Below are 25,543 nucleotides of genomic sequence, written 5' to 3' on the forward strand. Positions count from 1 at the left end.
TCCGCCCCGCCCCCCGGGGGGGGGGGGGGGGGGCGCGCGCCCCCCCCCCCCCCCGCGGGGGGGGGGGGGGGGGGCCCCCCCCCCCCGGGGCCCCGCCCCCCCCCCCCCCCCCCCCCCCCCCCCCGCCGGGGAACGCCCCCGGCCTCACCCCGCGCTGCCGGTCCGCTCCGCCAGTTCCTGGAACTGCGCCCAGCTCAGCGCCGGCTTCCGCGGATCCCACAGCTTCTGCGAGGTCGCCACCAGCGGCATCCTGATGCCGTCCGCCACCTGCTGGGTGGTCTGCGCGTTCGCCAGGTCGCCCCAGACGGCGAACCGGCCGCCGAGGATCTGCTGCGAATAGCGCTCGGCCACGGGCTCGGTGCCGCGCATGACCAGCGGGGTCCACTGCTCGTAGATCCGCTCGCCGGTCGGATAGACGAACTCGTTGGGCTCGCCGAGCACGTAGTAGAGGAACTCGTCGTTGAGGTTCAGCATCTTGTAGCCCGCGGCGAGGTACTCCAGCGGCGGGCGGGCGCCGATCTCCTTGCCGGTCCAGTACTCGATCTCGATGTTCTCGTCGGCCTTGACCTTCGTGTCCCGGAAGAGCCCGTCGTTCCAGGCCTTGGCGGTCCGGCCCTTCGGGACGACGACGGCCGCGCGGTCGTTCAGCCAGCCGGTGGCCAGGTCCTCGATCGAGGCTCCGGCGCCGTGCTTCTCCTCCGCCGCTCGCTGGAGCTGCGGATAGGAGGCGGCCGGGTTCCGCACGGTCAGCGCCTGGTACTCGTCCGCGCCCAGGTGCCAGAACCGCCCCGGGAAGAGCTCGGTGTACTCCTCCAGGAGTTCGTCGATGAGCTTGGCCGCGCCCGGCTTCGAGATGTCGATGGAGCCCTTCGACTCCACGCCCGCGGTGTTGCGCAGCTGGAGGTCGGGGTGGGCGGCCAGCACCGCGCCGAGGTGTCCGGGCGAGTCGATCTCGGGGACGACCTCGATGTGCCGGCTGTTGGCGAGGGCGACGATCCGGCGGACCTCGTCCTGGGTGAGGGCCTCGTCGGAGACCACCTCGGGGTGCGACTTCGACTCGATCCGGAAGGCCTGGTCGTCGGAGAAGTGCAGGCCGAGCTGGTTGAGCTTGAGGTCGCCCATCTCCCGTATGCGGTCCTCTATCCACTCCGCGCTGTAGTGCTTGCGCGCGATGTCGAGGTTGAGGCCGCGCTGCGGCCGGTCCGGCCGGTCGTTGACGACGCCCTCGGGGAGCGTGCCGTCCGCCTTGACCGACTGCTTCAGGGTGCGGGTGCCGTAGAAGACGCCCGACTCGTCGGGTCCGGTGATCTTCACCTTCCGGTCGCGCACGGTGAGCGTGTACGACTCGGTGGGGCCCGCGTCCTTGTCGCCGAGCGCCAGCTCGACGTCGCCCGTCCGCGCCGGTTCGGCGCTCCGGTAGCGGATCTTCAGCTCCTTGGCGAGCAGCTCCGCCTCGTCGGCGAGCACCTGGCTGCCCTTGGCGATGACGACGGCGCTGTCCTTGCCCGGCCGCCAGCCGGGCCCCCGGGCCGGGGTGTGCTCGCGTACCGCGGGGATCGTGCTCGGTGTGCTGGACATCGGGTAGCTGCGGGAGGGCGACGGGGCGACGGCCTCGGCGGAGGTGCCTGAGGGCGACGCGGTGTCGCCGGACGATCCGCTGCCGGACCCTTCCGGCCAGACGACGACGGTGAGGGCGACGGCGGCCGCGGCCGTGACAGCCGCGCCGGTGACGAGGGCACCACGCGTGGGCGACATCGGGCAGATTCCTCCGTTGAGGGGGCAGGAGCGGGTGAAACGAGTGAAGAGACGATGAAACGAGTGAAGAGGGTGCAAGGTTGACATTTCTGCCGGGGCCTCGCCCATCGAGAGCTCCGGGGGATCGAACAGATCCTCGGTCGACGCAGGTCAGACACCCGTCACACGTTCCGAAACTCTCCCGTTCGGGTGATTCTCGCGCGGTCCGCCCGACGTCCGGCAACGGATCTCGCTAGCGTTGCGGCACATTCGTCTCTCCACTTCACTCCCGCCCCCGCGGAACTCACCCCCACGTCGGGCAACCTCGGTACGTCCTGATCTGTCTTCCAGGGGCAGAAGGTTCCTTTTCGGGGCCACGGAGTCATAACTGTCGTTGATACGAGGAGCCCACGCTGTCCAGGTCCAGCGAGCCCCCCGCCGGCCTGCCGAAGCGATCCGCGCCCCCGGCCGGCCGTCCGGCCGTGCCCGCACAGCCGCGCCACCCGGCTCCGGCCGACGGCCCAGGAGGCCCGGGAGTCCCAGGAGGCCCGGAAGGCCCGGGAGCGCCGCCCGCCGTCGCACCGCCGGTTGATCACGCCCTCGGCCTGGTCCATTTCAACAACCTGCCCTTCGCCGCCGCCGAGGCGGCCTTCCTGGAGTGCTGCGGAAGTCTCCGCTGGGCCCACCGGATGGCCGCCCACCGCCCCTACCCCGATCTCGGCGCTCTACTGGCCGCGTCCGACGAGGCGGGCTACGACCTCGCGCCCCGGGACATCGCGGAGGCCCTGGCCTCCGAGCCGGCCCCCTGCCTGCACGACGACGCTCCCCGCGCCGCCCACCTGGCGCTGCGGGCCGCGCACGCGGCGTACGAGAGCCGGTTCGGCCACGCCTTCGTGATCTGCCTGGACGCCTACCAGCCCTCGCAGCACGTGGACCAGGTGCTGGCCGGGATCCGGGTCCGCCTGGCGCACGACCCGGACGAGGAGCGAGCCGTGACCGCCGAGGAGCTGCGGCGACTCGCCCGGAGCCGGATCGTCGAACTGCTGGCGGCGGACGCGCGGCGGTAAGGGGCGCCGGAGCGCGACGGTAAGGGGCACCGGACCGCGACGGTAAGGGGCACCGGACCGCGACGGTAGGGGATGCCGGATGCCCGGCGGTAGGGATTGCCGGACCGCGACGGTAGGGGATGCCGGACGCGCGGCGGTAAGGGACGCTCTAGCCCGTACGTGCCTGTTTGATTGCCACTTTGATCACACGGGAGGCCCCGGCGCGAACGAACCGACAATGCGTCGCTACGATGGCCAGGGCCGGTGGACCGTACCCGGCCGGGTCAGACCGACAGTCAAGCCGGCCGACCCTCATCCCCGCTCCCGGAGGGTTCTTCCGTGCCGGCTGGAACGCTGTACCGCGGCCGGGAAGGCATGTGGTCCTGGGTGGCTCATCGAGTCACCGGTGTCCTCATTTTCTTCTTCCTGTTCGTACATGTCCTGGACACCGCTCTCGTCCGCGTCTCCCCCGAGGCCTACGACGAAGTCGTGGCCACGTACAAGACGCCGATCGTCGCGCTCCTCGAATACGGCCTCGTGGCCGCGATTCTCTTCCACGCGCTGAACGGTCTCCGGATCATCGCCGTGGACTTCTGGGCCAAGGGCCCGCGACTCCAGAAGCAGATGCTCTGGACCGTGGTGGGCATCTGGATCGTGCTGATGGTCGGGGCCCTGTACCCCGTCCTCGGTCACGCCGTACGCGACGTCTTCGGGAGCTGAGGCCCATGTCCAGCGAGACTTCTTCCGCAGCCGCGATCGGCGACGTCGAAGGCGTGAGCCTGTACGACGTCGACCACCCGGCCCCGGTGATCGAGCCCCCGCGCAAGCGCACGGGCAAGACGCCCAAGGCATCGCGCACCAATTTCGAGATGTACGCCTGGCTCTTCATGCGCCTGTCGGGCATCGTCCTGACCGTTCTCGTCATCGGCCACCTGCTGATCCAGCTGGTGCTCGACGGCGGAGTCTCCAAGATCGGCTTCGCCTTCGTGGCGGGCCGCTGGGCCTCGCCGTTCTGGCAGGTCTGGGACCTGACGATGCTGTGGCTCGCCATGCTCCACGGCGCCAACGGCCTCCGTACGGTCATCAACGACTACGCCGAACGGGACAACACCCGCTTCTGGCTGAAGATGCTCCTGTACACCGCCACGGTGTTCACCGTCCTGCTGGGCACGCTGGTGATCTTCACCTTCGACCCGAACATCCGCTAGGCGCCGGGACAGAGGGACCAGAGGGAAACCATGCAGATCCACAAGTACGACACCGTCATCGTCGGCGCCGGCGGCGCCGGCATGCGCGCGGCCATCGAGTCGACCAAGCGCAGCCGTACCGCCGTGCTGACGAAGCTCTACCCCACCCGCTCCCACACGGGCGCGGCGCAGGGCGGCATGGCCGCCGCGCTCGCCAACGTGGAGGAGGACAACTGGGAGTGGCACACCTTCGACACGGTCAAGGGCGGTGACTACCTGGTCGACCAGGACGCCGCCGAGATCCTGGCGAAGGAGGCCATCGACGCCGTCCTCGACCTGGAGAAGATGGGCCTGCCGTTCAACCGGACGCCCGAGGGCCGCATCGACCAGCGCCGCTTCGGCGGTCACACCCGCAGCCACGGTGAGGCCCCGGTCCGCCGGTCCTGCTACGCCGCGGACCGCACGGGTCACATGATCCTCCAGACGCTGTACCAGAACTGCGTCAAGGAGGGCGTGGAGTTCTTCAACGAGTTCTACGTCCTGGACCAGCTGATCACCGAGGTCGACGGGGTCAAGAAGTCCTCCGGCGTCGTCGCGTACGAGCTGGCGACCGGCGAGATCCACGTCTTCCAGGCGAAGTCGGTCATCTACGCCTCCGGCGGCACCGGCAAGTTCTTCAAGGTGACGTCGAACGCCCACACCCTGACCGGTGACGGCCAGGCCGCCTGCTACCGGCGCGGCCTGCCGCTGGAGGACATGGAGTTCTTCCAGTTCCACCCGACGGGCATCTGGCGCATGGGCATCCTGCTGACGGAGGGCGCCCGCGGTGAGGGCGGCATCCTCCGCAACAAGGACGGCGAGCGCTTCATGGAGAAGTACGCGCCGGTCATGAAGGACCTCGCGTCCCGTGACGTCGTCTCGCGCTCCATCTACACGGAGATCCGGGAGGGCCGCGGCTGCGGTCCGGCCGGCGACCACGTGTACCTGGACCTGACGCACCTGCCGCCGGAGCAGCTGGACGCCAAGCTCCCGGACATCACCGAGTTCGCGCGGACGTACCTCGGCATCGAGCCCTACACGGACCCGATCCCGATCCAGCCGACCGCGCACTACGCCATGGGCGGCATCCCGACCAACGTCGAGGGCGAGGTGCTGGCCGACAACACCACCGTCGTCCCGGGCCTGTACGCCGCCGGCGAGGTCGCCTGTGTCTCGGTGCACGGCGCCAACCGCCTGGGCACCAACTCGCTGCTCGACATCAACGTCTTCGGCAAGCGCTCGGGCATCGCCGCCGCCGAGTACGCGTCGCAGACCGACTTCGTCGAGCTGCCCGAGAACCCCGCCCAGCTGGTCGCCGACCAGGTCGAGCGGCTGCGCAACTCCACCGGTACCGAGCGCGTCGCGACCCTGCGCCTGGAGCTCCAGGAGTGCATGGACGCCAACGTGATGGTGTTCCGCACCGAGCAGACGATCAAGACGGCGGTCGACAAGATCGCCGAGCTGCGCGAGCGGTACCTGAACGTGTCCATCCAGGACAAGGGCAAGCGGTTCAACACCGACCTGCTGGAGGCCATCGAGCTGGGCAACCTGCTCGACCTGGCCGAGGTCATGGCGGTCTCCGCGCTCGCCCGCAAGGAGTCCCGCGGCGGTCACTACCGCGAGGACTACCCGAACCGCGACGACGTCAACTTCATGCGCCACACCATGGCGTACCGCGAGGTGGCCGCCGACGGCGCCGAGTCGATCCGGCTCGACTACAAGCCGGTCGTGACGACCCGCTACCAGCCGATGGAGCGTAAGTACTGATGGCTACCCCGACCCTGGACAAGACCGACGGGACCGCGAAGCCCGAGGCCGGCTTCGCCGACTCCCCGTTCATCACCGCCACGTTCCGGATCCGCCGCTTCAACCCGGAGGTCTCCGACGAGGTCCAGTGGCAGGACTTCCAGATCGAGATCGACCCGAAGGAGCGTGTCCTCGACGCCCTTCACAAGATCAAGTGGGAGCTCGACGGAACCCTGACGTTCCGCCGTTCCTGCGCGCACGGCATCTGCGGCTCCGACGCGATGCGGATCAACGGCAAGAACAGGCTCGCCTGCAAGACGCTGATCAAGGACATCAACCCGGACAAGCCGATCACGGTCGAGGCCATCAAGGGCCTCACGGTCCTCAAGGACCTCGTGGTCGACATGGACCCGTTCTTCCAGGCGTTCCGCGACGTCATGCCCTTCCTCGTCACCAAGGGGAACGAGCCGACCCGCGAGCGGCTGCAGTCCGCCGAGGACCGCGAGCGGTTCGACGACACCACCAAGTGCATCCTGTGCGCCGCGTGCACGTCCTCGTGCCCGGTGTTCTGGAACGACGGCCAGTACTTCGGCCCGGCGGCGATCGTGGCCGCGCACCGCTTCATCTTCGACTCGCGCGACGAGGCCGGCGAGCAGCGTCTGGAGATCCTCAACGACCGTGACGGTGTGTGGCGTTGCCGCACCACGTTCAACTGCACGGACGCCTGCCCGCGTGGCATCGAGGTCACCAAGGCGATCCAGGAGGTGAAGCGCGCGCTCATCACGCGTCGCTTCTGACCCGCTCGTAGCACCTGTTACGTCGACAGGCCCCGTCCCCGCAGCCTTGACCCTGCCGGGGGCGGGGCCTGTTGCTGCGCCGGGGGCCGCACGGGCGGTACGGTTCAGCGGAGCTGAAGACCGAAAGAGAACGGGGATCGTCGTGAGCGAGCCGAATCCGTACGCGGACGACGCGTACAAGTGGGGCCCGCCCCAGCAGCCCGGCCACCAGCCGACGGTGGCCGACGGCCCGGGGTACGGCCACCCGGCGCCGGGCGCCCCGCCCGCGTACGGCTATCCGCAGCCGCTGCCGGAGTCCGCGACCCAGCCCGGCCCCGGTTACGGGTACCCCAACGCGGCGCAGCCGACGATGCCCGGCCAGTACCTCCCGGTGCCCCAGGGAGCGCCCGGTCAGGGCGGTGTCCCGATGCTGTCGATCGGCGACATCACCGTGCTGAGCGACGCGATCGTCACCCCGTCCGGGACGATGCCGCTCAAGGGGGCGGTCTGGACGGCCACGGACATGTCGCGCACGGAGGAGAAGATCCCGACGCACGCGGTCGTGCTGGCGATCGTCTTCGCGCTGTTCTGCCTGATCGGTCTGCTGTTCCTGCTGATGAAGGAGAAGCGGACCACCGGCTTCGTCCAGGTCACGGTCACCAGCGGCGGCCGGCACCACTCCACGATGATCCCGGCCATGGGCCCGCACACCTTCCCCGCGGTCATGGGCCAGCTCAACCAGGCCCGCTCCATGAGCGCCTGAGCACGGGCCGCACTCATGGCACGCTTCGAGCACACGGTCACCGTCGGGGCCCTGGACCGTGACTGGTTCGAGGAGGCCACCAGGGCGATGCTGGACCTCCTCGGCACCTCCCGGGAGGGTGCGGGCGGGGCCATTCTGCTGGCCGACGGGCGGGCCGTGGACGGCCTCAGGCTGCTGAAGGGGCGTCACCTGCGGCCGGGGGCCCGGTACGGGAGCGGGTCGGAGCCCGTCGGGGCGGCGGGCACCGAAGCCCCGGAGGCCGTCCCGCTGTCGGAGGCGACCGTCCTGCGCGAGTGGCGGCCTTCGCGTTCCATCGAGGTGGAGCACGTCCTGGAGGAGGCCTCCTTCTCCGTCCGGACGAAGATACGGCTGCGCGAACCGCTGACGCCCGGGGCCCTGGAGCTCTCCCTGTCCGGGCACAATCCCCGGGGCGGTTCGCTGTACCGCCTCTCCGGACGCGGCAGGGCCGATCCGGCCGCGTGGTGGGCGGCCGTGGACCGGCCCTCCTCCGCACCCCCGGCCGCCCGGCCCCCGGTGTCCGGCAGGGCGGTGCACCGGCTGGGCAGGGCCCGGCTGACCATCACCCCGCGCCCGGCCGATGACGGTTCCTGGCAGGTCTCCGTGGTGCTGGTCGCCCGCGGGCGATGGCTGCTGCGGCCGGTCGCCGCGGTGGCGCTGTCCCTCGCCCGGCGCCGGGTGACACGGGGCTTCCGCGAGGCGGTGGACCATGCGGCCGAGGAGTGGAACACGGCGCTCGCGGAGCTGACGCCGCTGTACGGCGAGGCGTTGCGCGCGGAGATCGCCGATGCCCTGACGGAGCCGGCCGAGCCTCAGCCTCTCTGATCCCACTCGATCCACCCGTTCTCGTCCGTTCCCGTCCGATCCCGTCCGTCCGTCCCCGGCTGATGCCACCCCCGGACCCCTTCTTGAACATGTTCAAGAAGGGGTCTACAGTCATGCCCGCAAGCATTTTTGAACGCGTTCAAGGGAGGGTGGGGCATGGACCTCACTGTTGTCGCGTACGTCATCTATCTGCTGATCACCGTGGCGCTGACCGCCTGGGTCGCGCGCACGCTCAGCCGCAACGGACGGATCTTCCTCGCCGATGTGCTGCACGGGAACGAGAAGCTCGCCGACGCCGTCAACCACCTGTTGGTGGTCGGCTTCTACCTGGTCAACCTCGGGTTCGTCACGCTCTACCTGAGATACGCCGACGGGGTGGCCAACGCCCGTGAGCTGTTCGAGGCCCTCTCCGTGAAGGTGGGCGTCGTGCTGCTGGTGCTCGGCGTCATGCACCTCGCCAATGTGTGGGTGCTCAGCCGCATCCGCCGCCGCAGCGCCCTGGAGCGCGAGCAGACCCCGCCCGTACCGCCGGGAGCCTGGACGCCGCCGGGCGACCGGGGTCCGTGGGCCACACCCGCGCCCGGGCGGTGAGCCCCTTGACCGACAGCGCGTCCGAGGCGCCGCCGGGACCCGTCCCGTACGCCGCCGCCCGGCCCGCGCCCGTACGCCGGCTCACCGTGCTCTACGACGCGCGGTGCCCGCTCTGCGTCCACCTGCGGCACTGGCTCCAGCGGCAGCGGCAGCTCGTCCCACTGGATCTCGTACCGGCCGGATCGGCCGAGGCGCGGCAGCGGTTCCCGGAGCTGGACCACGCGGCGACGCTGGCCGAGCTCACCGTCGTCGGCGACCTGGGACAGGTCTACCGGGAGACCTCCGCCTGGATCGTCTGCCTGTGGGCGCTGGCCAAGTACCGCTCCAGGGCCCACTGGCTGACCACCCCGGCGGGGCGGCCCTTCGCCCGGGGCACCGTCCTGGCCGCCGCCCGCTACCGCTCTCCGGCCCTCCCGTCCTGCGCCCCCGGGGTCCGTGAGTGCGCCGCCCCGCCCGGAGGACCGTGGGGTCCCCGATAACCTTGGGCCCGTGGTGAAGGAAGAGAAGAACGTGCAGGAGACCAAGCCGGCCAAGGCCGCGAAGAGCGAGCAGACCCGCACGCTGATTCTCGAGACGGCGCTCCGGCTCTTCGCGGAGCGCGGCTACGACCGGACGACCATGCGGGCCATCGCCCAGGAGGCGGGTGTCTCGGTCGGGAACGCCTATTACTACTTCTCCTCCAAGGAACACCTGGTCCAGGGCTTCTACGACCGGATCGCCGGCGAACACGCGGCGGCGGTCCGGCCCGTGCTGGAGGGCGACGGGGATCTGACCGTACGCATCAGGGGCGTACTGCTCGGCTGGCTGGACGTGGCGGAGCCGTACCACCGCTTCGCCGCCCAGTTCTTCAAGAACGCCGCCGATCCCGACAGCCCGCTCTCCCCGTTCTCCGAGGACTCCGTGCCCGCCCGCGACGCGGCGATCTCCATCCACGAGCGCTGCATCGCCGGAGCGGACGTCAAGAGCGACCCGGAACTGGCTCCCCTGCTGCCGCAGTTGATGTGGCTGATGCAGATGGGGCTGGTGCTGTTCTGGGTGTACGACCGCAGCGAGGGCGCCGAGCGCAGCCGCCGGCTGGTCGAGCGCACCGCGCCGATCGCCGCCCGGGCGATCTCGCTCTCCCGGTTCCGGGTGCTGCGACCGCTCGTACGGCAGATCCACGGTCTGCTGGTGGAGTTCCTGCCGGGTACGGAGACGGCCGGGTCCCAGGGGCGAGACGCCCCCGAGGCCCGGCCGGCTGACTCGTCCGACTGACCTGTCCGGCTGATCTGTCCGGCTGACCCGTTCGGATCAGATCCAGCTGAGTTCCCACAGGCGCCAGGTGCCGGTGCCGTCGGAGAGGTACTGGGAGCCGGCGACCTCGGACTTGGCGACGACGTAGTCCTTCTTCTGCCACAGCGGCAGCAGGGGGACGTCCTCGCCGACCAGCGACTGCATCTCCTTGAAGTCGTTCGAGGTCCGGCTGCGGTCGCTGAACTGCTGCGTGGCGGCGATCAGCTGGTCCATCTTCTTGCTGGAGTAGCCGCTGTGCAGGACGTTACCGGTGCCGACGAGCGGCTGGCTGAAGGTGTCGGGGTCCGGGAAGTCGGGGAACCAGCCGACGGTGTACATGTCGTACTTGGCGTCCGCGTACCCCTTCTGGTACTTCGTCCACTCCACGGCCTCGACCGTGACCTCGAACAGCCCGTCCTTCTCCATCTGACGGCGCAGCTCGGCGGTCTCCTTGGTGTACATGTCGCCCTCGCGGTAGGCGAAGTGGACGGGGACCGGCGTCTCCACTCCGGCCTCCTCCAGCAGTTTCGCCGCGCGCTTGGGGTCGGAGGAGGGGTAGGCGTCGAAGAAGGGGGTGCTGTGCCCGATGTAGCCGGTGGGGATCAGCGAGTACAGCGGGTCGACCGTGCCCTGGTAGACCTTCCGGACCAGGGGGCCCCGGTCGAGAAGCGTGGCGACGGCCTGGCGGACCTTCTTGTCCGCGAACGGCGAGTCCTCGCGGACATTGAAGATGATGTTGCGGATCTCGGCGCTGGCCGCCTCGGTCACCCGCACGTCCGGGTTGTTCACGTTGAGTTCGGCGAGCGTCTCGGACGGCAGCTGACGGTGGGCGATGTCCACATCGCCGCTGTCCCAGGACGTCTGCAGTTCCTCGGAGGTCTTGAAGTAGCGGATGTTCACCGCCTCGCCGGTCTTCTTGAGCGCGCCCCTGTACTTCAGGTTCGGCACCAGCTCGGCGCTCTTCCCCGACTCGTACGACTTCAGGACGTACGGGCCGGAGCCGTCGACCTGGCTGCCCTGGCGGAGCTTGTCCTTCGGGTACTTGGTGGGGTCGACGATCGCGGCGGCGCCGGTGGCGATCTTCTGCGGGAAGGTGGCGTCCTTGCCGGACAGGTTGAACGTGATCGTGCGGCCCTCGGTCGTCACCGTGTCGAGGGTGGGGAAGAGACCCGCGGGACCGACGTCCGACTTGATCCTGAAGATCCGGTCGAAGGAGTGCTTGACGTCCTCGGCGGTGATCTTGCGGCCGTTGGAGAAGGTCAGGTCGTCGCGGAGCTTGCACTGAAACGTCTGGAGCTTCTGCCCGACGAATCCGCAGCTCTCGGCGGCGTCCGGTTCCGGGGTGACCGCCCCGGGCTTGAAGGTCATCAGCGACTGGTAGATGTTGCTGTAGATCGCCCAGGAACCCGCGTCGTACGCACCGGCCGGGTCGAGTGAGGTGACGACGTCCGATGTCCCGACAGTGATCGCGTCGGTCTTCGCCTCCCCCGACGGGAGCAGTTGCCAGGCACCGACGCCCGCTATCACCAATACCGCGAGTATCGCGAGAATCCGTACCCGGACCGACCGCATTGCCGTGCTCTCCCTTACCAGCCCCACCTCGGCGGTCGCGTTTGTGACGCGCACATCGCCGCATGTTCGCGCTTACCCAATCACACGATTTTCACATCTGGAAGAGTAAATGGGGCACTCACAGCCTTTTGTTGGACACGTACCCGAACCTCTGTCCGAAAAGGCTGTTTCGCGCCTCCCACCTGCGGCTTTCCGTAGCTGACGGTGACTCTTCGGTGTGCATTTCATGATGAGGCATCCGGGGTTACCGGAACGTCGCACCCGCAACGGAGGCGGACGCGCCCTACGCCTACGCCTGACGGGAGGCCAGCTCCACGACGGTGATGTCGGAGGGGGCGCCCACCCGGACCGGCGGGCCCCAGGCGCCCGCACCGCGCGAGACGAAGAGCTGGGTGTCGCCGTAGCGTTCGAGCCCGGCGACGGTGGGGTTGGCCAGCTCGGCGAGGAGGTTGCCGGGCCAGAGCTGGCCGCCGTGGGTGTGGCCGGAGAGCTGGAGGTCGACGCCGTGCTCGACGGCGTCGTGGATGACGACGGGCTGGTGGGCGAGGAGGACGGCGGCCCGGCCGCGGTCCCGGTCGCCCAGTGCGCGGCCGAAGTCGGGCCCCTGCCCCTCGGTCTCGCCCGCGATGTCGTTGACGCCGGCGAGGTCGAAGCCCTTGATCTCGACCCGGGCGTTCTCCAGCGGGATCAGGCCCAGTTCGCGGACGTGGTCGACCCACTGCTCGGCGCCGGAGAAGTACTCGTGGTTGCCGGTGACGAAGAAGCTGCCGTGCCGGGCGCGCAGGGCGGCCAGCGGTTCGGCGGCGGAGCCCAGGTCCGCGACGGACCCGTCGACGAGGTCGCCGACGACGGCGACCAGGTCGGGCGAGGTCGCGTTGATCGTGTCGACGATCCGGCGGGTGTGGGCGCGGCCGAGGATCGGCCCGATGTGGATGTCGCTGACCACGGCGATCCGGAAGCCGTGGGCGGAGCGGGGCAGTTTGGCCAGCGGGACGGTGATCCGCCGGACGCTGGGCCCGCGCAGCACGCCGTACGTGCCGTACCCGACGGTGGCGAGTCCGGCGGCGGCCGCCGCGCCGCCCACCACCCGGGAGACGAAGAGCCGCCGGGAGGGGCTGGCAGCGGAGGCGGTGGGCGGGGCCTCCGCGGCGGGTTCCGCTTCCGGTTCCGTCACGGACTCCGGGGCCGTACGTGCCACGGCTTCCGAGCCGGTGGGGGCACCGCCCGACCGTGACGGCACCAGCTCTTCGGCGCGAGGACGGGTCTCGCCCGGGAGGTCGGCGAGGGTGCCGGAAGCCGTTCCGCTTTCCGCCGCGCCCGTCCTCGCGTCGCGCCGGGCGAGGAGCCGCAGGAGAAGGGGGCGTACCGCCTCGCCCACGAACAGCGCCAGCGTCAGGTAGAGCAGGCAGGCCAGCCAGAGGAAGCCCGGCCAGGCCAGCACCTGCTGGAGCCAGAAGGGGGCTCCCACCCGGCCGGACGTCATGGCGCCGACGCTCAGCAGGGGCAGGACGAAGGCCGCGACGGTGCCCGCCCGGCGCAGCGGGCTGCCCGGCGCCGTCGTGTCACCGACGAAGCGGCGCCACAGATACCGGTGCACGGCGCCGAGCAGCGCCAGCACGACGAGCCCCACCAGAGCGAAGACCACTGCTGCCATCCGAGCTTCCCCATGTTCCCGTCGTCATGCGCGGTCGTCGCGCAAAGCCCTCACTCCGCGCAACCCGATCACGCCGACCACCGTCCCCAGAGAAAAGGACGTGATGGCGAGCAGCAGGTGCACCCAGAAGTACCCGGTCGGTTCGCCCGCGTCGTCGAAGGCGAGCCCGCTGCCGTCCTGCCAAAGGTTCTTGACGAAAGTGATCCAGATGAACCAGCTCCACACCCCGAACGCGAGCAGGAACCAGGACACGCGGCGGCTGAGCTTCATGGGTCCAGTATCGCCGCCGCCTCCCGGCCCCCTCCCCCGGGGTGGCGTCCGAACGGGGCCGTCCCGGCGTTCCCTGCGGCGGGTCAGCCGGTCCGGGTCCGCATCCACACCTTCGCCCTGTACGTTTCCGACCGTGCCTGCTCTGAAAAAGATCGCCCTCACGGTCACCTCCGCCGCCTTGTTGTCCGGTTTTGTCCTGAGTCCCGCCGCGGCGGCCGACAAGGACAAGAGCGACGACAAACAGCCCAAGCCGCCGAGCACGATGTCCAGCCTCGGCGGGGAGCAGCTCGCCAAGGCCGGCACCCAGGTCAATCTGGGCCCGGGAGCGCCGGTGCTGCCCAAGAAGCTGACCGGCCGGTCCTGGATCGTCGCGGACGCGGAGAACGGGGACGTCCTGGCGGCGCACAACTCGCACTGGCGGCTGCCGCCCGCCTCCACGATGAAGATGCTCTTCGCGGACACCGTACTGCCCGCGCTCCAGCCCACCTCCCTGACCCACAAGGTGACGGAGAGCGAGCTGTCCGGAGTCGGCGAGGACAGCAGCCTGGTCGGGATCAAGGAGGACCACACCTACACGGTCCACGACCTGTGGCTCGGGGTCTTCCTGCGGTCGGGCAACGACGCGGTGCATGTCCTGGCCGCGATGTACGGCGGCGTCCCGCAGACGGTTGCCGCGATGCAGAAGCACGCCGAGGAGCTCCAGGCCCTGGACACCCGGGTGGTCTCGCCGGACGGGTACGACGCGCCGGGCCAGGTCTCCAGCGCCTACGACCTAACCCTGATCGCCCGCAGCGGACTCCAGAAGAAGGACTTCCGTGAGTACGCGGCGACCGCGTCGGCCGACTTCCCCGGCGAGGAGAAGAAGGGGAAGAAGCGCGGCTCCTTCGAGATCCAGAACACGAACCGGCTGATCACCGGGGACATCGGCGTGGACCCGTACCAGGGCATCGCCGGGGTCAAGAACGGCTACACCTCCCACGCGGGCAACACCTTCACCGGCGTCGCCGAGCGCAACGGCAAGGTCCTGCTGGTCACGGTCATGAATCCGTCGGCGGAGGAGAGCCACGCCGTCTACAAGGAGGCCGCCCACCTGCTCGACTGGGGCTTCGCCGCGAGCGGCAAGGTGACCCCGGTCGGCGAGCTGGTGCCGCCGAAGTCCGTCGACACCGGCACCGGCACCGCGACCGGCGGCAAGGGCGCGGCACCCGCCGCCGGAGCCGACCAGGGCTCGGGGGGGCAGGTAGAGGCCGAGCACGCGTCGGCGGCCTCGGACGGCTCCAGCGGGGTCGGGATCGCCCTGGCGATCATCGGCGGTCTGCTGGTGTTCCTGGCCGGCGGGGTCTTCCTCGTCAACCGTCGCTGGCCGTTGACCGGCCTGGCCCGCCGCACCCCGCCCACGACCGACCCGGCGGAGCAGGCCGAGCCGGCCGCCTCTGCCGCCCCGGGTGCTCCGGGTGCTCCGGCGGACAAGTCCTAGACGCGGGTGGAGCCGCCGGCCTCCGCGGCGGCTCCACCCGGTCCTGGCGCGAACGCGCCGGGGCCGCCCGCGCCCGGGCCGCCCGCGCCGGGGGCCTGTTCGGTCTCCGCGCGGTTCTCCTCGTCCTTGCTGCCGGTCGCCGTCCAGGCGGCGCAGAACAGCAGCAGCTTCGCGGTGAAGTTGATCCACAGGAGCAGCGCGATCGGCACGCCGAACGCGCCGTACATGCTCTTGCCCGCGACCTCCCGCATATAGCTGCCCAGCAGCAGCTTGAGCAGTTCGAAGCCGACCGCCCCGAGCAGGGCCGCGACCACCAGCCGCCGCCGGGGCGGCTCCACCCCGGGCAGCAGCGTCAGCAGGTAGAGCAGCAGCAGGAAGGCCGCGACGACCGCGACCGCCAGGGCGGCCACCCGCAGCAGGACGCCGCCGGCCCCGTCCTCGGGGATGCCGAGCAGGTCGGCGGTCCAGCCGACCGCCGTCGAGCCGATGGTGGAGACCGCCAGGGTGGCGAGCGCCGCGCCGCCGAGGCCGACCAGCAGCACGGCGTCCTTCACCTTGGCGACGACGGGGTTGGCCTCCTGGACCTCGTCCAGCTCCCAGACCGCGCGCAGGCACTCCCGCATGGAGCCGACCCAGCCGACACCGGTGAACAGCAGCAGCGCGCCGGCCACGAGGCCGACCGTGCCCGCGTTGGCGATCAGCCCGTCGATGCCCAACTGGTCGGAGATGCCCGGCACCTGGTCGGCGATCTTGTCCTTGATGGTGTCGACCTGCTGGTCGCTCAGTAGGGCGGCGGCGACGGCCGCGCCGACCGCGATCAGCGGGAAGAGGGCCAGGAAGCTGATGAAGGTGATCGCCGCCGCGAGCCTGGCCCAGTGGACCCGGTCCAGTCGCTCGTAGGAACGCCACACGTGCGTTTCCGTCAGCCGGGCGACCAGGGGCCCGATCACCGGGAGTTTCTTCAGCCAGTCCATGACGTCACGCGTACCCTCCTGGGCCCGGAACATCGGCGGCCCGCCCCGGACTCTCCCGGACCCATCCGGCGGAACTCCGTCACGCTCCGCCGACACTCACTCCATCACCCGTTCCGGTGAGCGAATTCACCAATGCCGCGAAGGGGATTTCCCGGGCGATACGGTCACCCTCATGTCCGTCGACACGGTGTCCTTGACCGGCTGGGGCCGGACCGCCCCGACGACCGCCGTGCGGTTCCGCCCCCGCACCCGCGAGGAGGCGGCCGCCGTCGTCCGGGGGCGTGGGCCCCGGGGTGTCATCGCGCGCGGGCTGGGGCGGTCGCCCGGGGACGCGGCGCAGAACGCGGGCGGCTCGGTGCTCGATCTGACGGGCCTGGCCCGCGTCGGCGGTGTCGACGCCGCCGCCGGCGTCGTGCGCTGCGACGCGGGGGTGAGCCTGGAGCGGCTGCTGCGGGTGCTGCTGCCGCTCGGCTGGCTCCCGCCGGTCGTGCCGGGGACCGGCAGGGTGACGGTCGGCGGGGCGATCGGCTCCGATCTGTCCGGCCTCGACCACCGCCGCTCGGGCTCGTTCGCCCGGCACGTGAGCGCCCTGGAACTGCTCACCGCCGACGGCGAGGTGCGTACGGTGCTGCCGGGCACCGCCCTCTTCGACGCGACCGCCGGGGGCCTGGGGCTGACCGGGGTGATCCTGGGCGCCACCCTGCGCCTCCGGCGCGTGACGACCGGGCTGATGTCCGTCTCCACCGAGCGCGCCGGGGACCTGGACGATCTGCTGGCCCGCTTCAGCGCGGGCGGCGACCGGCTGCCGTACGCCTCCGCCTGGATCGACCTGATGGCCCGGGGCCGGGCGACCGGACGCGGGATCCTCACCCGGGGGGAGCACGCGACCCCTAATATGCGCCCGGCGCACGCGGGGCGCACTCCGCTCTCCTCGCGTTCAGGAGGGGCCGGGGGGCGGTTCCGGCTCTCCGGTTTCCCACCCGTGCCGGGCGGGTTGCTCGGCCCGGCCACGGCCGCCCTGTACAACGAGATCCGCTACCGGGGCGCACCCCGCGCGCGAACCGGTGAGCTCCGGCCGGTCCCCGCCTACTTCCACGCCGCGGACGCCTACCCGGACGCGAACCTCCTGTACGGGCGGGACGGTCTGGTGCGCTACCGGTTCACCGTCGGCTACGGCCGGGAGGAGACGCTGCACCGGGTCGTGCGGCGGATCGCGGCGCGCAGGAGCCCCGCCGTACGGGCCGTGCTCCACCGGTTCGGGGCGGCGGACCCGGGCGCGCTGTCGTTCGCCGAACCCGGCTGGTCCCTGGCCCTGGATCTGCCCGCCGCCCTGCCCGGCCTGGCCCGTTTCCTCGACGACGTCGACGAGGAGGTGGCCGCCGCCGGGGGCCGGGTCTGCCTGGCCAAGGATTCCCGGATGCGGCCGGAGACGGCGGCCGCGATGTATCCGGGTCTCGCGGACTTCCGGGAGCTGCGGGCACGCCTGGACCCGACGGAGGCGTTCCGCTCCGACCTGTCGCGCCGGCTCGGGCTGTAGACCCCAGCGCTGCCTGCGTTTCTCCCCCACTCCCACCCCTCTGCTCAGGAGATCTCCGTGAAGGATGCCTTCGGCGCCCCGCAGTCCCTGCTCGTCCTCGGCGGCACCTCCGAGATCGCCCTGGCCACCGCGCGCCGGCTGATCGCCCTGCGCACCCGCCGGGTCTGGCTGGCCGGGCGCCCCTCCCCGGCCCTGGAGTCGGCCGCCGCCGAGCTGCGCGGCCGGGGGGCGGACGTGCGGACCGTCGACTTCGACGCGCTGGACTGCGCCTCCCACGAGGTCGTCCTCGGCAAGGTCTTCGCGGAGGGCGACATCGACGTGGTGCTGATGGCGTTCGGGGTCCTCGGCGACCAGGCGCGGGACGAGGAGGAGCCGATGGCCGCGGTCCGGGTCGCCCAGACCAACTACACGGGGGCGGTCTCCGCCGGGCTGGTGTGCGCCGGCGCACTGCAAGCGCAGGGGCACGGTTCGCTGGTGGTGCTGTCCTCGGTGGCCGGGGAGCGCGCCCGGCGTGCGGACTTCATCTACGGCTCCAGCAAGGCGGGGCTCGACGCGTTCGCGCAGGGGCTCGGCGACGCGCTCCAGGGGACCGGGGTGCAGGTGATGGTCGTCCGCCCCGGCTTCGTCCGGACCCGGGCCACGGCGGGACGGCCGGAGCAGCCGTTCGCGACCGGCCCGGAGGAGGTCGCGGAGGCGATCGTCACGGGGCTGCGGCGACGCTCGGAGAGCGTGTGGGTGCCCGGTTCGCTCCGGGTGGTGATGGCGGCACTGCGGCACGTCCCGCGCCCGCTGTTCCGCCGGCTGCCGGTCTGAGGGCTGTCACGCCCGTTCGGTCATGCCGGGCCGGCCGCCCGTTCGGTCATGCCGGGCCGGCCGGCCCCGGGCGCCTCAGGGGCGCAGCGACGGGGCCGACGGCGCGTCGATCGTGTAGCCGCCCTGGGCCGGGACGGCGGGCGTGCCGCCGCCCGCTCCGAACGGGAAGTCGCGGAGCTTGCGCCAGACGGCGTCCGGGCCCTGCTCGTACAGCGCGAAGGATCCGCAGGTCCAGGCGGCCTCGTAGTCCGCGAGCTCCTCGTAGGCCCGGTCCATGGCCTCCTCGGCGATGCCGTGGGCCACGGTGACGTGCGGGTGGTACGGGAACTGGAGCTCGCGCACCAGCGGGCCCGAGGCGTCCCGGACCCTCTTCTGGAGCCAGGCGCAGGCCGAGGCGCCCTCGACGACCTGGACGAAGACGACCGGCGACAGCGGGCGGAAGGTGCCGGTGCCGGACAGCCGCATCGGGAACGGCCGGCCGGCCGTGGCGATCCGGTCGAGGTGCTCCTCGATCGCCGGGAGGTCGGCCGACTGCGCCTCGGTCGGCGGCATGAGGGTGACGTGGGTGGGAATGCCGAAGGCGGCAGGGTCCCCGAAGCTCGCGCGGCGGTCCTGGAGCAGGCTGCCGTAGGGCTCCGGGACCGCGATCGAAACGCCGAGCGTTACGGTCCCCACGTCGTTCTCCTCCACCGTCGATGGTCGATTTTCGGTCATGCCGCGTGGGCCGGGTTTCCGGCCCACGCGTTCCGTCGCCGCAAGTGTGACCCCTGCGGCCATGATCTCGCCAGGGTCCTTGGACTCAGTGCTTCGCGGGCAGGAAGCCCATCCGGTCGTACGTCTGTGCCAGGGTCTCCGCGGCGACGGCCCTGGCCTTCTCCGCTCCCTTGGCCAGGATGGCATCCAGCGTCTCCGGGTCGTCCAGATACTGCTGGGTGCGGGTCCGGAAAGGAGTGACGAATTCCACCATGGCCTCGGCCAGATCGGTCTTCAGCGCCCCGTAGCCCTTGCCCTCGTAACTCCGCTCCAGATCCTCGACGGGGGAGCCGGAGAGGGTGGAGAGGATCGTGAGGAGGTTGCTGACGCCCGGCTTCTTCTCGGCGTCGAAGCGGATCACCGTGTCGGTGTCGGTGACCGCGCTCTTCACCTTCTTCGCGGTGACCTTCGGGTCGTCGAGGAGGTTGATGAGGCCCTTCGGCGTGGAGGCCGACTTGCTCATCTTCACCGCCGGGTCCTGGAGGTCGAAGATCTTCGCCGTCTCCTTGAGGATGTACGGCGCGGGGACGGTGAACGTCTGTCCGTACCGGCCGTTGAACCGCTCGGCGAGGTCGCGGGTCAGCTCGATGTGCTGGCGCTGGTCCTCGCCCACCGGGACCTGGTTCGCCTGGTAGAGCAGGATGTCAGCGACCTGGAGCACCGGGTAGGTGAAGAGGCCGACGGTGGCCCGGTCGGCCCCCTGCTTGGCGGACTTGTCCTTGAACTGCGTCATCCGGGAGGCCTCGCCGAAGCCGGTGAGGCAGTTCATCACCCAGCCGAGCTGGGCGTGCTCGGGCACATGGCTCTGGACGAAGAGGGTGCAGCGCTCGGGGTCCACCCCGGCCGCCAGCAGCTGCGCCACGGCGAGCCGGGTGTTGGCCCGCAGCTCGGCGGGGTCCTGCGGGACCGTGATCGCGTGCAGGTCCACGACCATGTAGAAGGCGTCGTGGCTCTCCTGCAGCGCCACCCACTGGCGCACCGCGCCCAGGTAGTTGCCGAGGTGGAACGAGCCCGCGGTGGGCTGGATCCCGGAGAGCACGCGCGGACGGGCGGCCGCACCGGTGCGGCCCGTCTGCGGCTGGTCGGTGGGGAGGTCAGAGGCCATGGCTCCATTGTCTCAGGTACGGGGGCGATCTCCGGCAGCCGGTGCGGGGCGGAGAGGGCGTGCAACCGCAGGAGCTCGGAGCACGGGAGCGCACGCCCGAGATGAACCGCACATTTCGGCTGCCCGGCGTGCGACGGCGGGCGCGCCGGGCGATGGAGGTTTCCCGGCGCGGGTTCCGACCGACGATACAAAGTGGGCACCACCCCCGCCCACGCCGCACGACGAACGGAGATCCCGTGTCGATCACGGAAACTGCCATCGCCTCCGCCGAGGCGCACAGCGCGCACAACTACCACCCGTTGCCGGTCGTCGTGGCCTCGGCGGAGGGCGCCTGGATGACGGATGTCGAGGGCCGCCGGTACCTCGATCTGCTCGCCGGATACTCGGCACTCAATTTCGGCCATGGCAACCGTCGGCTCATCGACGCGGCCAAGGCCCAGCTGGAACGGGTGACGCTGACGTCCCGGGCCTTCCACCACGACCGGTTCGCCGACTTCTGTACGGAGTTGGCGGCACTGTGCGGCATGGAGACGGTGCTGCCGATGAACACCGGTGCGGAGGCCGTGGAGACCGCGGTGAAGACCGCCCGCAAGTGGGGCTACCGGGTCAAGGGCGTGCCGGACGGCATGGCGAAGATCATCGTGGCCTCGGACAACTTCCACGGCCGCACGACCACGATCGTCAGCTTCTCCACCGACCCGGAGGCGCGGGCCGACTTCGGCCCGTACACCCCGGGCTTCGAGATCGTCCCGTACGGGGACCTCACCGCGATGCGGGAGGCGATGACCGAGAACACCGTGGCGGTGCTGATCGAGCCGATCCAGGGCGAGGCCGGGGTGCTGGTGCCGCCGGCCGGCTATCTCCCCGGCGTACGGGAGCTGACCCGCGAGCGGAACGTGCTGTTCATCGCGGACGAGATCCAGTCGGGGCTGGGGCGTACCGGCAAGACGTTCGCGCTGGAGCACGAGGGCGTGGCGCCGGACGTGTACCTGCTGGGGAAGGCGCTCGGCGGCGGGGTGGTCCCGGTGTCCGCGGTCGTCTCCTCGGCGGACGTCCTCGGCGTGTTCCGGCCCGGCGAGCACGGCTCCACGTTCGGCGGGAACCCGCTGGCCTGCGCGGTGGCGCTGGAGGTGATCGCGATGCTGCGGACCGGCGAGTACCAGCAGCGGGCGGCCGAGCTGGGCGACCATCTGCACCGCGAGCTGGGCCTGTTGACGGGCGGCGGCGCGGTGGAGGCGGTACGCGGCCGGGGTCTGTGGGCGGGCGTCGACATCGCCCCGGCGCTGGGCACCGGCCGGGAGATCTCCGAGAGGCTGATGAAGCTGGGGGTGCTGGTGAAGGACACCCACGGCTCCACGATCCGGATCGCCCCGCCGCTGGTGATCAGCAAGGAGGACCTGGACTGGGGCCTGGACCGGCTGCGGGCGGCACTGAGCGCCTGAGAGGAGCCGGGAGGAGCCGGCGGGGACGGGAGGAGCCGCCCCCGGCCCGCCCCGGGGGCGGGGACGGGAGGAGCCGCCCCCGGCCCGCCCCGGCCCGCCCCGGCCCGGCCCGCCCCGGCCCGGTCCGGTCCGGTCCGGTCCGGTCCGGTCCGGTCCCTCAGAGGATGACGTGGGGCAGGAAGCGGGCGTACTCGTCCGTGACCGGCCCCGCCGACTCCCGGATGCCGAGCCCCGCCGCCTCGTCCTCGACGACCCACGCGCCGAGCACCACCCGGTTGCCGTCGAAGTCGGGCAGCGGGGCCACCTCCTGGTAGCAGCACGGCTCGTCGCGCGTCACGGGCGGCGAGCCGGGGCCGTACAGCTCGACGCCGGCGCCCTCGCGGCCGAGCAGCGGCTTGGACACGTATCCGGCCCCGCCGGGCCCGGCCAGCTCGCGCGGGCCGTCGAGGTAGGAGGGCAGCAGGTTGGGGTGGCCGGGGTACAGCTCCCAGACGACCGCGAGCAGCGCCTTGTTGGAGAGGAGCATCTTCCAGGCGGGCTCGATCCAGCAGGTGGTGCCGGAGCCGCCGCCGTTGTCGAGGGTGTCCAGCACCTGCGGGCCGAAGCGGTCGGTCGCCAGCCACTCCCAGGGGTAGAGCTTGAAGCAGCTGCGGATGAACCGCAGCCGTTCGTCGACGAACCGGCCCGAGAGCCGGTCCCAGCCGATCTCCTCGACCGACAGCGCCTCGGTGTCGAGTCCGGCCTGCTGGGCGGTCTCGCGCAGATACGCGACCGTCATCAGGTCCTCGCCCAGCTCGTCGCCGTCGGAGTGGACGAAGTGCAGCGGCCCGGGCGGCAGCAGGGTCGCCTGCCGCTTCCAGGCGTCGACCAGCCGCTCGTGCAGGGAGTTCCACTGGTCGGCCCCGGGGAACCGGTCCTCCATCCAGAACCACTGCGCGCTCGCGGCCTCCACCAGCGAGGTCGGGGTGTCGGCGTTGTACTCCAGCATCTTCGGCGGGCCGTTCCCGTCGTAGCGCAGGTCGAACCTCCCGTACACGGACGGCAGTTCGGCGCGGCGGTGCCAGGACTCGGCGACCAGCGCGGCGAGGCGGGGGTCGTCGATGCCGAGCTCGGCGAAACGGTCCCGCTCGACGATGTGCGCGGCGGCGGCCAGGCACATCGTGTGCAGTTCCTCGACGGTCTCCTCCAGCGCCTCGACCTCGGGCAGCGAGAAGACGTAGTAGGCGCTCTCGTCCCAGTACGGACGCAGCGAACCGTCCGGGTAGCGGGTCAGCGGGTAGACGACGCCCTGCGCCTCGACGGTCTCCTGCCAGCCGGGGCGCGGCTCGATCGTGCGGCGTTCCACGACGGTCAGCCGCCGCCGGAACCGGAGCAGCCGAAGCCGCCGCGGTCGACCGCGGACTTGTCGAAACTGCCGCCCTGCACCTTGCCGCTGTCGCTCTTGCCGCCGTAGTAGTACGAACCGTTGCCGCCGCTGCGGCACTCGGAGCTCGGCAGGGACCGCTGGGTCGTGCGGTCGGCGCAGCGCTTGTCCGGCTCCGAGCCGCAGGACGTGATCGTCAGGGCGAGCAGCCCCATACCGCCGAGCACGACCGTGCTCGACCTCAGCCTTCGTGTGGACATGTTCGGTTCTCCCCCGTGGTACGCGATCGATCCGGCGTCCCTTTTCCGTCACCGGACCTCTTGTCAGATTAGTGGCAGGGGCCACCGGTTCGGAACCTGGCCCGCGCGGCAATACCCGGCGGATGGGGCCCCGGGACACAAGGGGACACCTGATGAAGTACGTCGCGATGATCTACGGCAACCAGGCCAAGTGGGAGTCCTTCCCGGCCGACGCCTGGCCCGAGGCGATCGCCAGGCAGGACGCGTTCAACAAGAAGTACCGCGACAGCGGTGAACTGCTCGGCGCCTACGGTCTGGCGGACGCGGCCAACGCGCAGCTGGTACGCCGCAAGGACGGCGTCCCGGCGGTCACCGACGGGCCGTACCTGGAGACCAAGGCGTACCTCGCCAACTTCTACATGCTGGACTGCGAGTCTTTGGAACACGCACAGGAGACCGCCGGACTCCTCGCCCTGATGCTGCTCACCGACGCGCGCCGCCCCGCTCGCACCGGGCCCGACGGCGCCCTGGTGCCGCTGGCCGAGCAGAACCGCACCCGCTGGGACCGGCGGCTCGTCACGGAGGGCGTCGACCTGATCAGCCGGGCCCTGCCCAAGGGGCAGGTCGGCCCGTACCAGCTGCAGGCGGCCATCGCCGCCGTCCACGACGAGGCCGAGCACGTCGACGCCACCGACTGGCCGCGGCCCGACGCACCAGCAGCACACCGGAGCGACGCCACCTCACCACCCGCGCGGCCCGCCTCACTCCCGGCCGACACATGGGGGACATCCAGGACGATGCGCCAGGCCCGGTCGCCTGATTTCCCCGCCGGGGGCAGGACGTCGGCGGCCGGGGCGAACGGCCCGTCCGGCTTCACACCGGGCGGGGCCCCTCGATGTCCCCCACCGCCGACAGGGCTTGCAACAGCGCTTCCAATGTCCCTGCCCATGCCGAGTCCGACGGTGTGCCGTACCCCACCACAAGCCCGCCCCACGTCTCCGCCTTCGCGTCAGGATGCCGGTACGCCCCAACGCCCTGAACGGCGAGGCCCTGCCAGTGCGCCGCTTGAACCACCGTGCGCTCATCAAGGCCCGGCGGCAGGCGAAGCACCACATGCAGACCTGCGGAAAGCCCGGTTACCCCGATGCGCGGCGCACGCTCGGCAAGGGCCGCCACCAGCTCGTCACGGCGGCGCCGGTAGCAAAGGCGCATCCGGCGGACGTGGCGGTCATACGCGCCGGACCCGATGAACTCGGCGAGGGTCAGTTGATCGACGACCCCGCACGAGTTCGCGGGCCCCTTCGCACCGGCTACCTCCGCGACAAGGGATTCCGGCACCACCATCCACCCCGAACGCAGCCCCGGAGCAAGAGACTTGCTGGCAGTACCCAGGTAGACGACCCGCTCCGGGTCGAGGCCCTGGAGCGCCCCCACCGGCTGCCGGTCGTACCGGAACTCCCCGTCGTAGTCGTCCTCCAGGATCAGCCCGCCGGTGGACCGGGCCCAGTCGACGGCGGCGGCGCGCCGGTCCGGGTGCAGCGGTACGCCGGTGGGGAACTGGTGCGCCGGGGTCAGCAGGACCGCGCCGGCGCCGCGCAGCGCGGCCGGCTCGCCGGTCCGGGAACCGTGCTCGTCCAGGGGCAGGCACGGGGTACGCAGGCCGGCGTCGGTGAGGAGGTCTCTGTGCACGTCGAGGCCGTACGACTCGACGGCGACGTCCCGGATCCCGCGCCGCCGCAGCACCCGGCCCAGCAGCGTCAGCCCGTGGGCGAAGCCGGAGCAGATCACGATGCGATCCGGGTCGGCGTGGACCCCGCGCGACCGCGCCAGGTACTCGGCCAGGGCGGTGCGCAGTTCGACGCGGCCGTGCGGATCGCCGTAGCCGAAGGCCTCGTCGGGTGCGGCGGTGAGCGCCTTGCGGGCGGCCTTGAGCCAGGCGGTACGCGGAAAGGCGGAGAGATCCGGCGAGCCGGGCTTCAGGCTGTACCGGGCCCCGGGCCGCACCGGCCGGGACCGGGCCGCCGCGGGGTCGGTCCGGCGCGGCGCGGACCGCTGGGCGACCCGGGTCCCCGAGCCCTGGCGGGCGGTGAGCCAGCCCTCGGCGACCAGTTCGGCGTAGGCGTCGGCCACCGTGTTGCGGGCGACGCCCAGGTCGGCGGCGAGGACCCGGGAGGACGGCAGCCGGGTGCCGGGGGCCAGGCGGCCGGTGCGCACCGCCTCCCGCAGCGCCTCCATCAGCCCGCTGCGGAGCCCCTGGCCGACCGGTTCCAGATGCAGGTCCGTGCCGAAAGTGGCCCAGGAATCCGTCATGCCAATGGACCATACCGGGGTGCCATCGGGGGCCGTA

At 71.4% G+C, this 25,543-nt stretch carries 24 protein-coding genes and 1 pseudogene; 15 read left to right on the forward strand and 10 right to left on the reverse strand.

What is annotated here, in order from left to right:
* Window positions 1–144: 144 nt before the first annotated feature.
* Entirely contained in the window at window positions 145–1,755 is a 1,611-nt protein-coding gene (locus tag ACH4KB_RS27165; RefSeq protein WP_398068518.1) for a family 20 glycosylhydrolase, read from the reverse strand.
* A gap of 461 nt (window positions 1,756–2,216) precedes the next feature.
* Between ACH4KB_RS27165 and ACH4KB_RS27170 the strand changes: the two genes are divergently transcribed.
* From ACH4KB_RS27170 to ACH4KB_RS27215, 10 genes are all read left to right on the forward strand, one after another.
* Window positions 2,217–2,801 (forward strand): 2-oxo-4-hydroxy-4-carboxy-5-ureidoimidazoline decarboxylase, encoded by a 585-nt coding sequence (locus ACH4KB_RS27170; protein WP_398068519.1) that lies wholly within the window; start codon window positions 2,217–2,219, stop codon window positions 2,799–2,801.
* A 318-nt stretch (window positions 2,802–3,119) separates the two neighbouring features.
* Window positions 3,120–3,500: a succinate dehydrogenase, cytochrome b556 subunit gene (gene sdhC, locus ACH4KB_RS27175; RefSeq protein WP_097868837.1), complete on the forward strand. Its 381-nt coding sequence runs from the start codon at window positions 3,120–3,122 to the stop codon at window positions 3,498–3,500.
* A 5-nt stretch (window positions 3,501–3,505) separates the two neighbouring features.
* Window positions 3,506–3,988, forward strand: a complete 483-nt coding sequence (locus ACH4KB_RS27180) for a succinate dehydrogenase hydrophobic membrane anchor subunit (RefSeq protein WP_215110457.1) — start codon at window positions 3,506–3,508, stop codon at window positions 3,986–3,988.
* 30 nt (window positions 3,989–4,018) lie between these two features.
* The gene (sdhA, locus tag ACH4KB_RS27185; protein ID WP_398068520.1) at window positions 4,019–5,773 is read left to right on the forward strand and encodes a succinate dehydrogenase flavoprotein subunit; all 1,755 of its coding nucleotides are present in this window, start codon (window positions 4,019–4,021) and stop codon (window positions 5,771–5,773) included.
* Window positions 5,773–6,549 carry a succinate dehydrogenase iron-sulfur subunit gene (locus tag ACH4KB_RS27190; protein ID WP_215110459.1) on the forward strand — a complete coding sequence of 259 codons (777 nt, stop codon included), beginning with the start codon at window positions 5,773–5,775 and terminating at the stop codon, window positions 6,547–6,549. The genes sdhA and ACH4KB_RS27190 overlap by 1 nt, the downstream gene beginning before the upstream one ends.
* A 142-nt stretch (window positions 6,550–6,691) precedes the next feature.
* On the forward strand, window positions 6,692–7,291 hold the full coding sequence (locus ACH4KB_RS27195) for a hypothetical protein (RefSeq protein ID WP_398068521.1): 600 nt from the start codon (window positions 6,692–6,694) through the stop codon (window positions 7,289–7,291).
* 15 nt (window positions 7,292–7,306) lie between these two features.
* Window positions 7,307–8,134: a hypothetical protein gene (locus ACH4KB_RS27200; RefSeq protein WP_398068522.1), complete on the forward strand. Its 828-nt coding sequence runs from the start codon at window positions 7,307–7,309 to the stop codon at window positions 8,132–8,134.
* Between the two features lie 156 nt (window positions 8,135–8,290).
* The gene (locus ACH4KB_RS27205) at window positions 8,291–8,725 is read left to right on the forward strand and encodes a hypothetical protein (RefSeq protein WP_398068523.1); all 435 of its coding nucleotides are present in this window, start codon (window positions 8,291–8,293) and stop codon (window positions 8,723–8,725) included.
* A 5-nt stretch (window positions 8,726–8,730) separates the two neighbouring features.
* On the forward strand, window positions 8,731–9,204 hold the full coding sequence (locus ACH4KB_RS27210; protein ID WP_398068524.1) for a thiol-disulfide oxidoreductase DCC family protein: 474 nt from the start codon (window positions 8,731–8,733) through the stop codon (window positions 9,202–9,204).
* Window positions 9,205–9,214: 10 nt separating this feature from the next.
* Window positions 9,215–9,979, forward strand: a complete 765-nt coding sequence (locus ACH4KB_RS27215) for a TetR family transcriptional regulator (protein ID WP_398068525.1) — start codon at window positions 9,215–9,217, stop codon at window positions 9,977–9,979.
* Window positions 9,980–10,015: 36 nt separating this feature from the next.
* Here the strand turns inward: ACH4KB_RS27215 and ACH4KB_RS27220 are convergent, their stop codons facing one another.
* The 3 genes from ACH4KB_RS27220 to ACH4KB_RS27230 form a co-directional block, all read right to left on the reverse strand.
* Entirely contained in the window at window positions 10,016–11,569 is a 1,554-nt protein-coding gene (locus tag ACH4KB_RS27220; RefSeq protein WP_398068526.1) for an ABC transporter substrate-binding protein, read from the reverse strand.
* Between the two features lie 289 nt (window positions 11,570–11,858).
* Window positions 11,859–13,214 carry a metallophosphoesterase gene (locus tag ACH4KB_RS27225; protein WP_398068646.1) on the reverse strand — a complete coding sequence of 452 codons (1,356 nt, stop codon included), beginning with the start codon at window positions 13,212–13,214 and terminating at the stop codon, window positions 11,859–11,861.
* 33 nt (window positions 13,215–13,247) lie between these two features.
* Window positions 13,248–13,493, reverse strand: a complete 246-nt coding sequence (locus ACH4KB_RS27230; RefSeq protein ID WP_398068527.1) for an SCO4848 family membrane protein — start codon at window positions 13,491–13,493, stop codon at window positions 13,248–13,250.
* 133 nt (window positions 13,494–13,626) lie between these two features.
* Between ACH4KB_RS27230 and ACH4KB_RS27235 the strand changes: the two genes are divergently transcribed.
* Window positions 13,627–14,970 (forward strand): D-alanyl-D-alanine carboxypeptidase family protein, encoded by a 1,344-nt coding sequence (locus ACH4KB_RS27235; protein ID WP_398068528.1) that lies wholly within the window; start codon window positions 13,627–13,629, stop codon window positions 14,968–14,970.
* Here ACH4KB_RS27235 and ACH4KB_RS27240 read toward each other — a convergent pair.
* Window positions 14,967–15,944: a YihY/virulence factor BrkB family protein gene (locus ACH4KB_RS27240; RefSeq protein ID WP_398068529.1), complete on the reverse strand. Its 978-nt coding sequence runs from the start codon at window positions 15,942–15,944 to the stop codon at window positions 14,967–14,969. The genes ACH4KB_RS27235 and ACH4KB_RS27240 overlap by 4 nt on opposite strands.
* 172 nt (window positions 15,945–16,116) lie before the next feature.
* On the opposite strand from ACH4KB_RS27240, the gene ACH4KB_RS27245 reads away from it, so the two are divergent.
* Both ACH4KB_RS27245 and ACH4KB_RS27250 read left to right on the forward strand, forming a co-directional pair.
* A complete protein-coding gene (locus tag ACH4KB_RS27245) occupies window positions 16,117–17,481 on the forward strand; it encodes an FAD-binding protein (protein WP_398068530.1) in 1,365 nt (454 codons plus the stop codon).
* Between the two features lie 57 nt (window positions 17,482–17,538).
* A complete protein-coding gene (locus ACH4KB_RS27250) occupies window positions 17,539–18,294 on the forward strand; it encodes a decaprenylphospho-beta-D-erythro-pentofuranosid-2-ulose 2-reductase (RefSeq protein WP_398068531.1) in 756 nt (251 codons plus the stop codon).
* A gap of 75 nt (window positions 18,295–18,369) precedes the next feature.
* On the opposite strand, the gene ACH4KB_RS27255 is transcribed toward ACH4KB_RS27250, so the two are convergent.
* Complete coding sequence (locus ACH4KB_RS27255; protein ID WP_398068532.1) at window positions 18,370–18,969, reverse strand: 2'-5' RNA ligase family protein; 600 nt, start codon at window positions 18,967–18,969, stop codon at window positions 18,370–18,372.
* A 124-nt stretch (window positions 18,970–19,093) separates the two neighbouring features.
* Window positions 19,094–20,086: a tryptophan--tRNA ligase gene (trpS, locus tag ACH4KB_RS27260; protein ID WP_398068647.1), complete on the reverse strand. Its 993-nt coding sequence runs from the start codon at window positions 20,084–20,086 to the stop codon at window positions 19,094–19,096.
* A gap of 302 nt (window positions 20,087–20,388) precedes the next feature.
* On the opposite strand from trpS, the gene rocD reads away from it, so the two are divergent.
* Entirely contained in the window at window positions 20,389–21,594 is a 1,206-nt protein-coding gene (rocD, locus tag ACH4KB_RS27265) for an ornithine--oxo-acid transaminase (protein WP_398068533.1), read from the forward strand.
* Between the two features lie 157 nt (window positions 21,595–21,751).
* On the opposite strand, the gene ACH4KB_RS27270 is transcribed toward rocD, so the two are convergent.
* The gene (locus ACH4KB_RS27270; protein WP_398068534.1) at window positions 21,752–22,939 is read right to left on the reverse strand and encodes a glutathionylspermidine synthase family protein; all 1,188 of its coding nucleotides are present in this window, start codon (window positions 22,937–22,939) and stop codon (window positions 21,752–21,754) included.
* Window positions 22,940–22,944: 5 nt separating this feature from the next.
* Window positions 22,945–23,217, reverse strand: coding sequence for a hypothetical protein (locus ACH4KB_RS27275; protein WP_398068535.1), 273 nt, complete (start codon window positions 23,215–23,217; stop codon window positions 22,945–22,947).
* 152 nt (window positions 23,218–23,369) lie between these two features.
* Here ACH4KB_RS27275 and ACH4KB_RS27280 point away from each other — a divergent pair.
* Window positions 23,370–23,900: pseudogene (locus ACH4KB_RS27280) on the forward strand (DUF6596 domain-containing protein); the annotation flags it as partial.
* Between the two features lie 169 nt (window positions 23,901–24,069).
* On the opposite strand, the gene ACH4KB_RS27285 reads toward ACH4KB_RS27280, so the two are convergent.
* Window positions 24,070–25,506, reverse strand: a complete 1,437-nt coding sequence (locus ACH4KB_RS27285; RefSeq protein WP_398068536.1) for a PLP-dependent aminotransferase family protein — start codon at window positions 25,504–25,506, stop codon at window positions 24,070–24,072.
* Between the last annotated feature and the right edge of the window lie 37 nt (window positions 25,507–25,543).

This window comes from Streptomyces sp. NPDC017520 (assembly GCF_044329855.1).
Classification (GTDB): domain Bacteria; phylum Actinomycetota; class Actinomycetes; order Streptomycetales; family Streptomycetaceae; genus Streptomyces.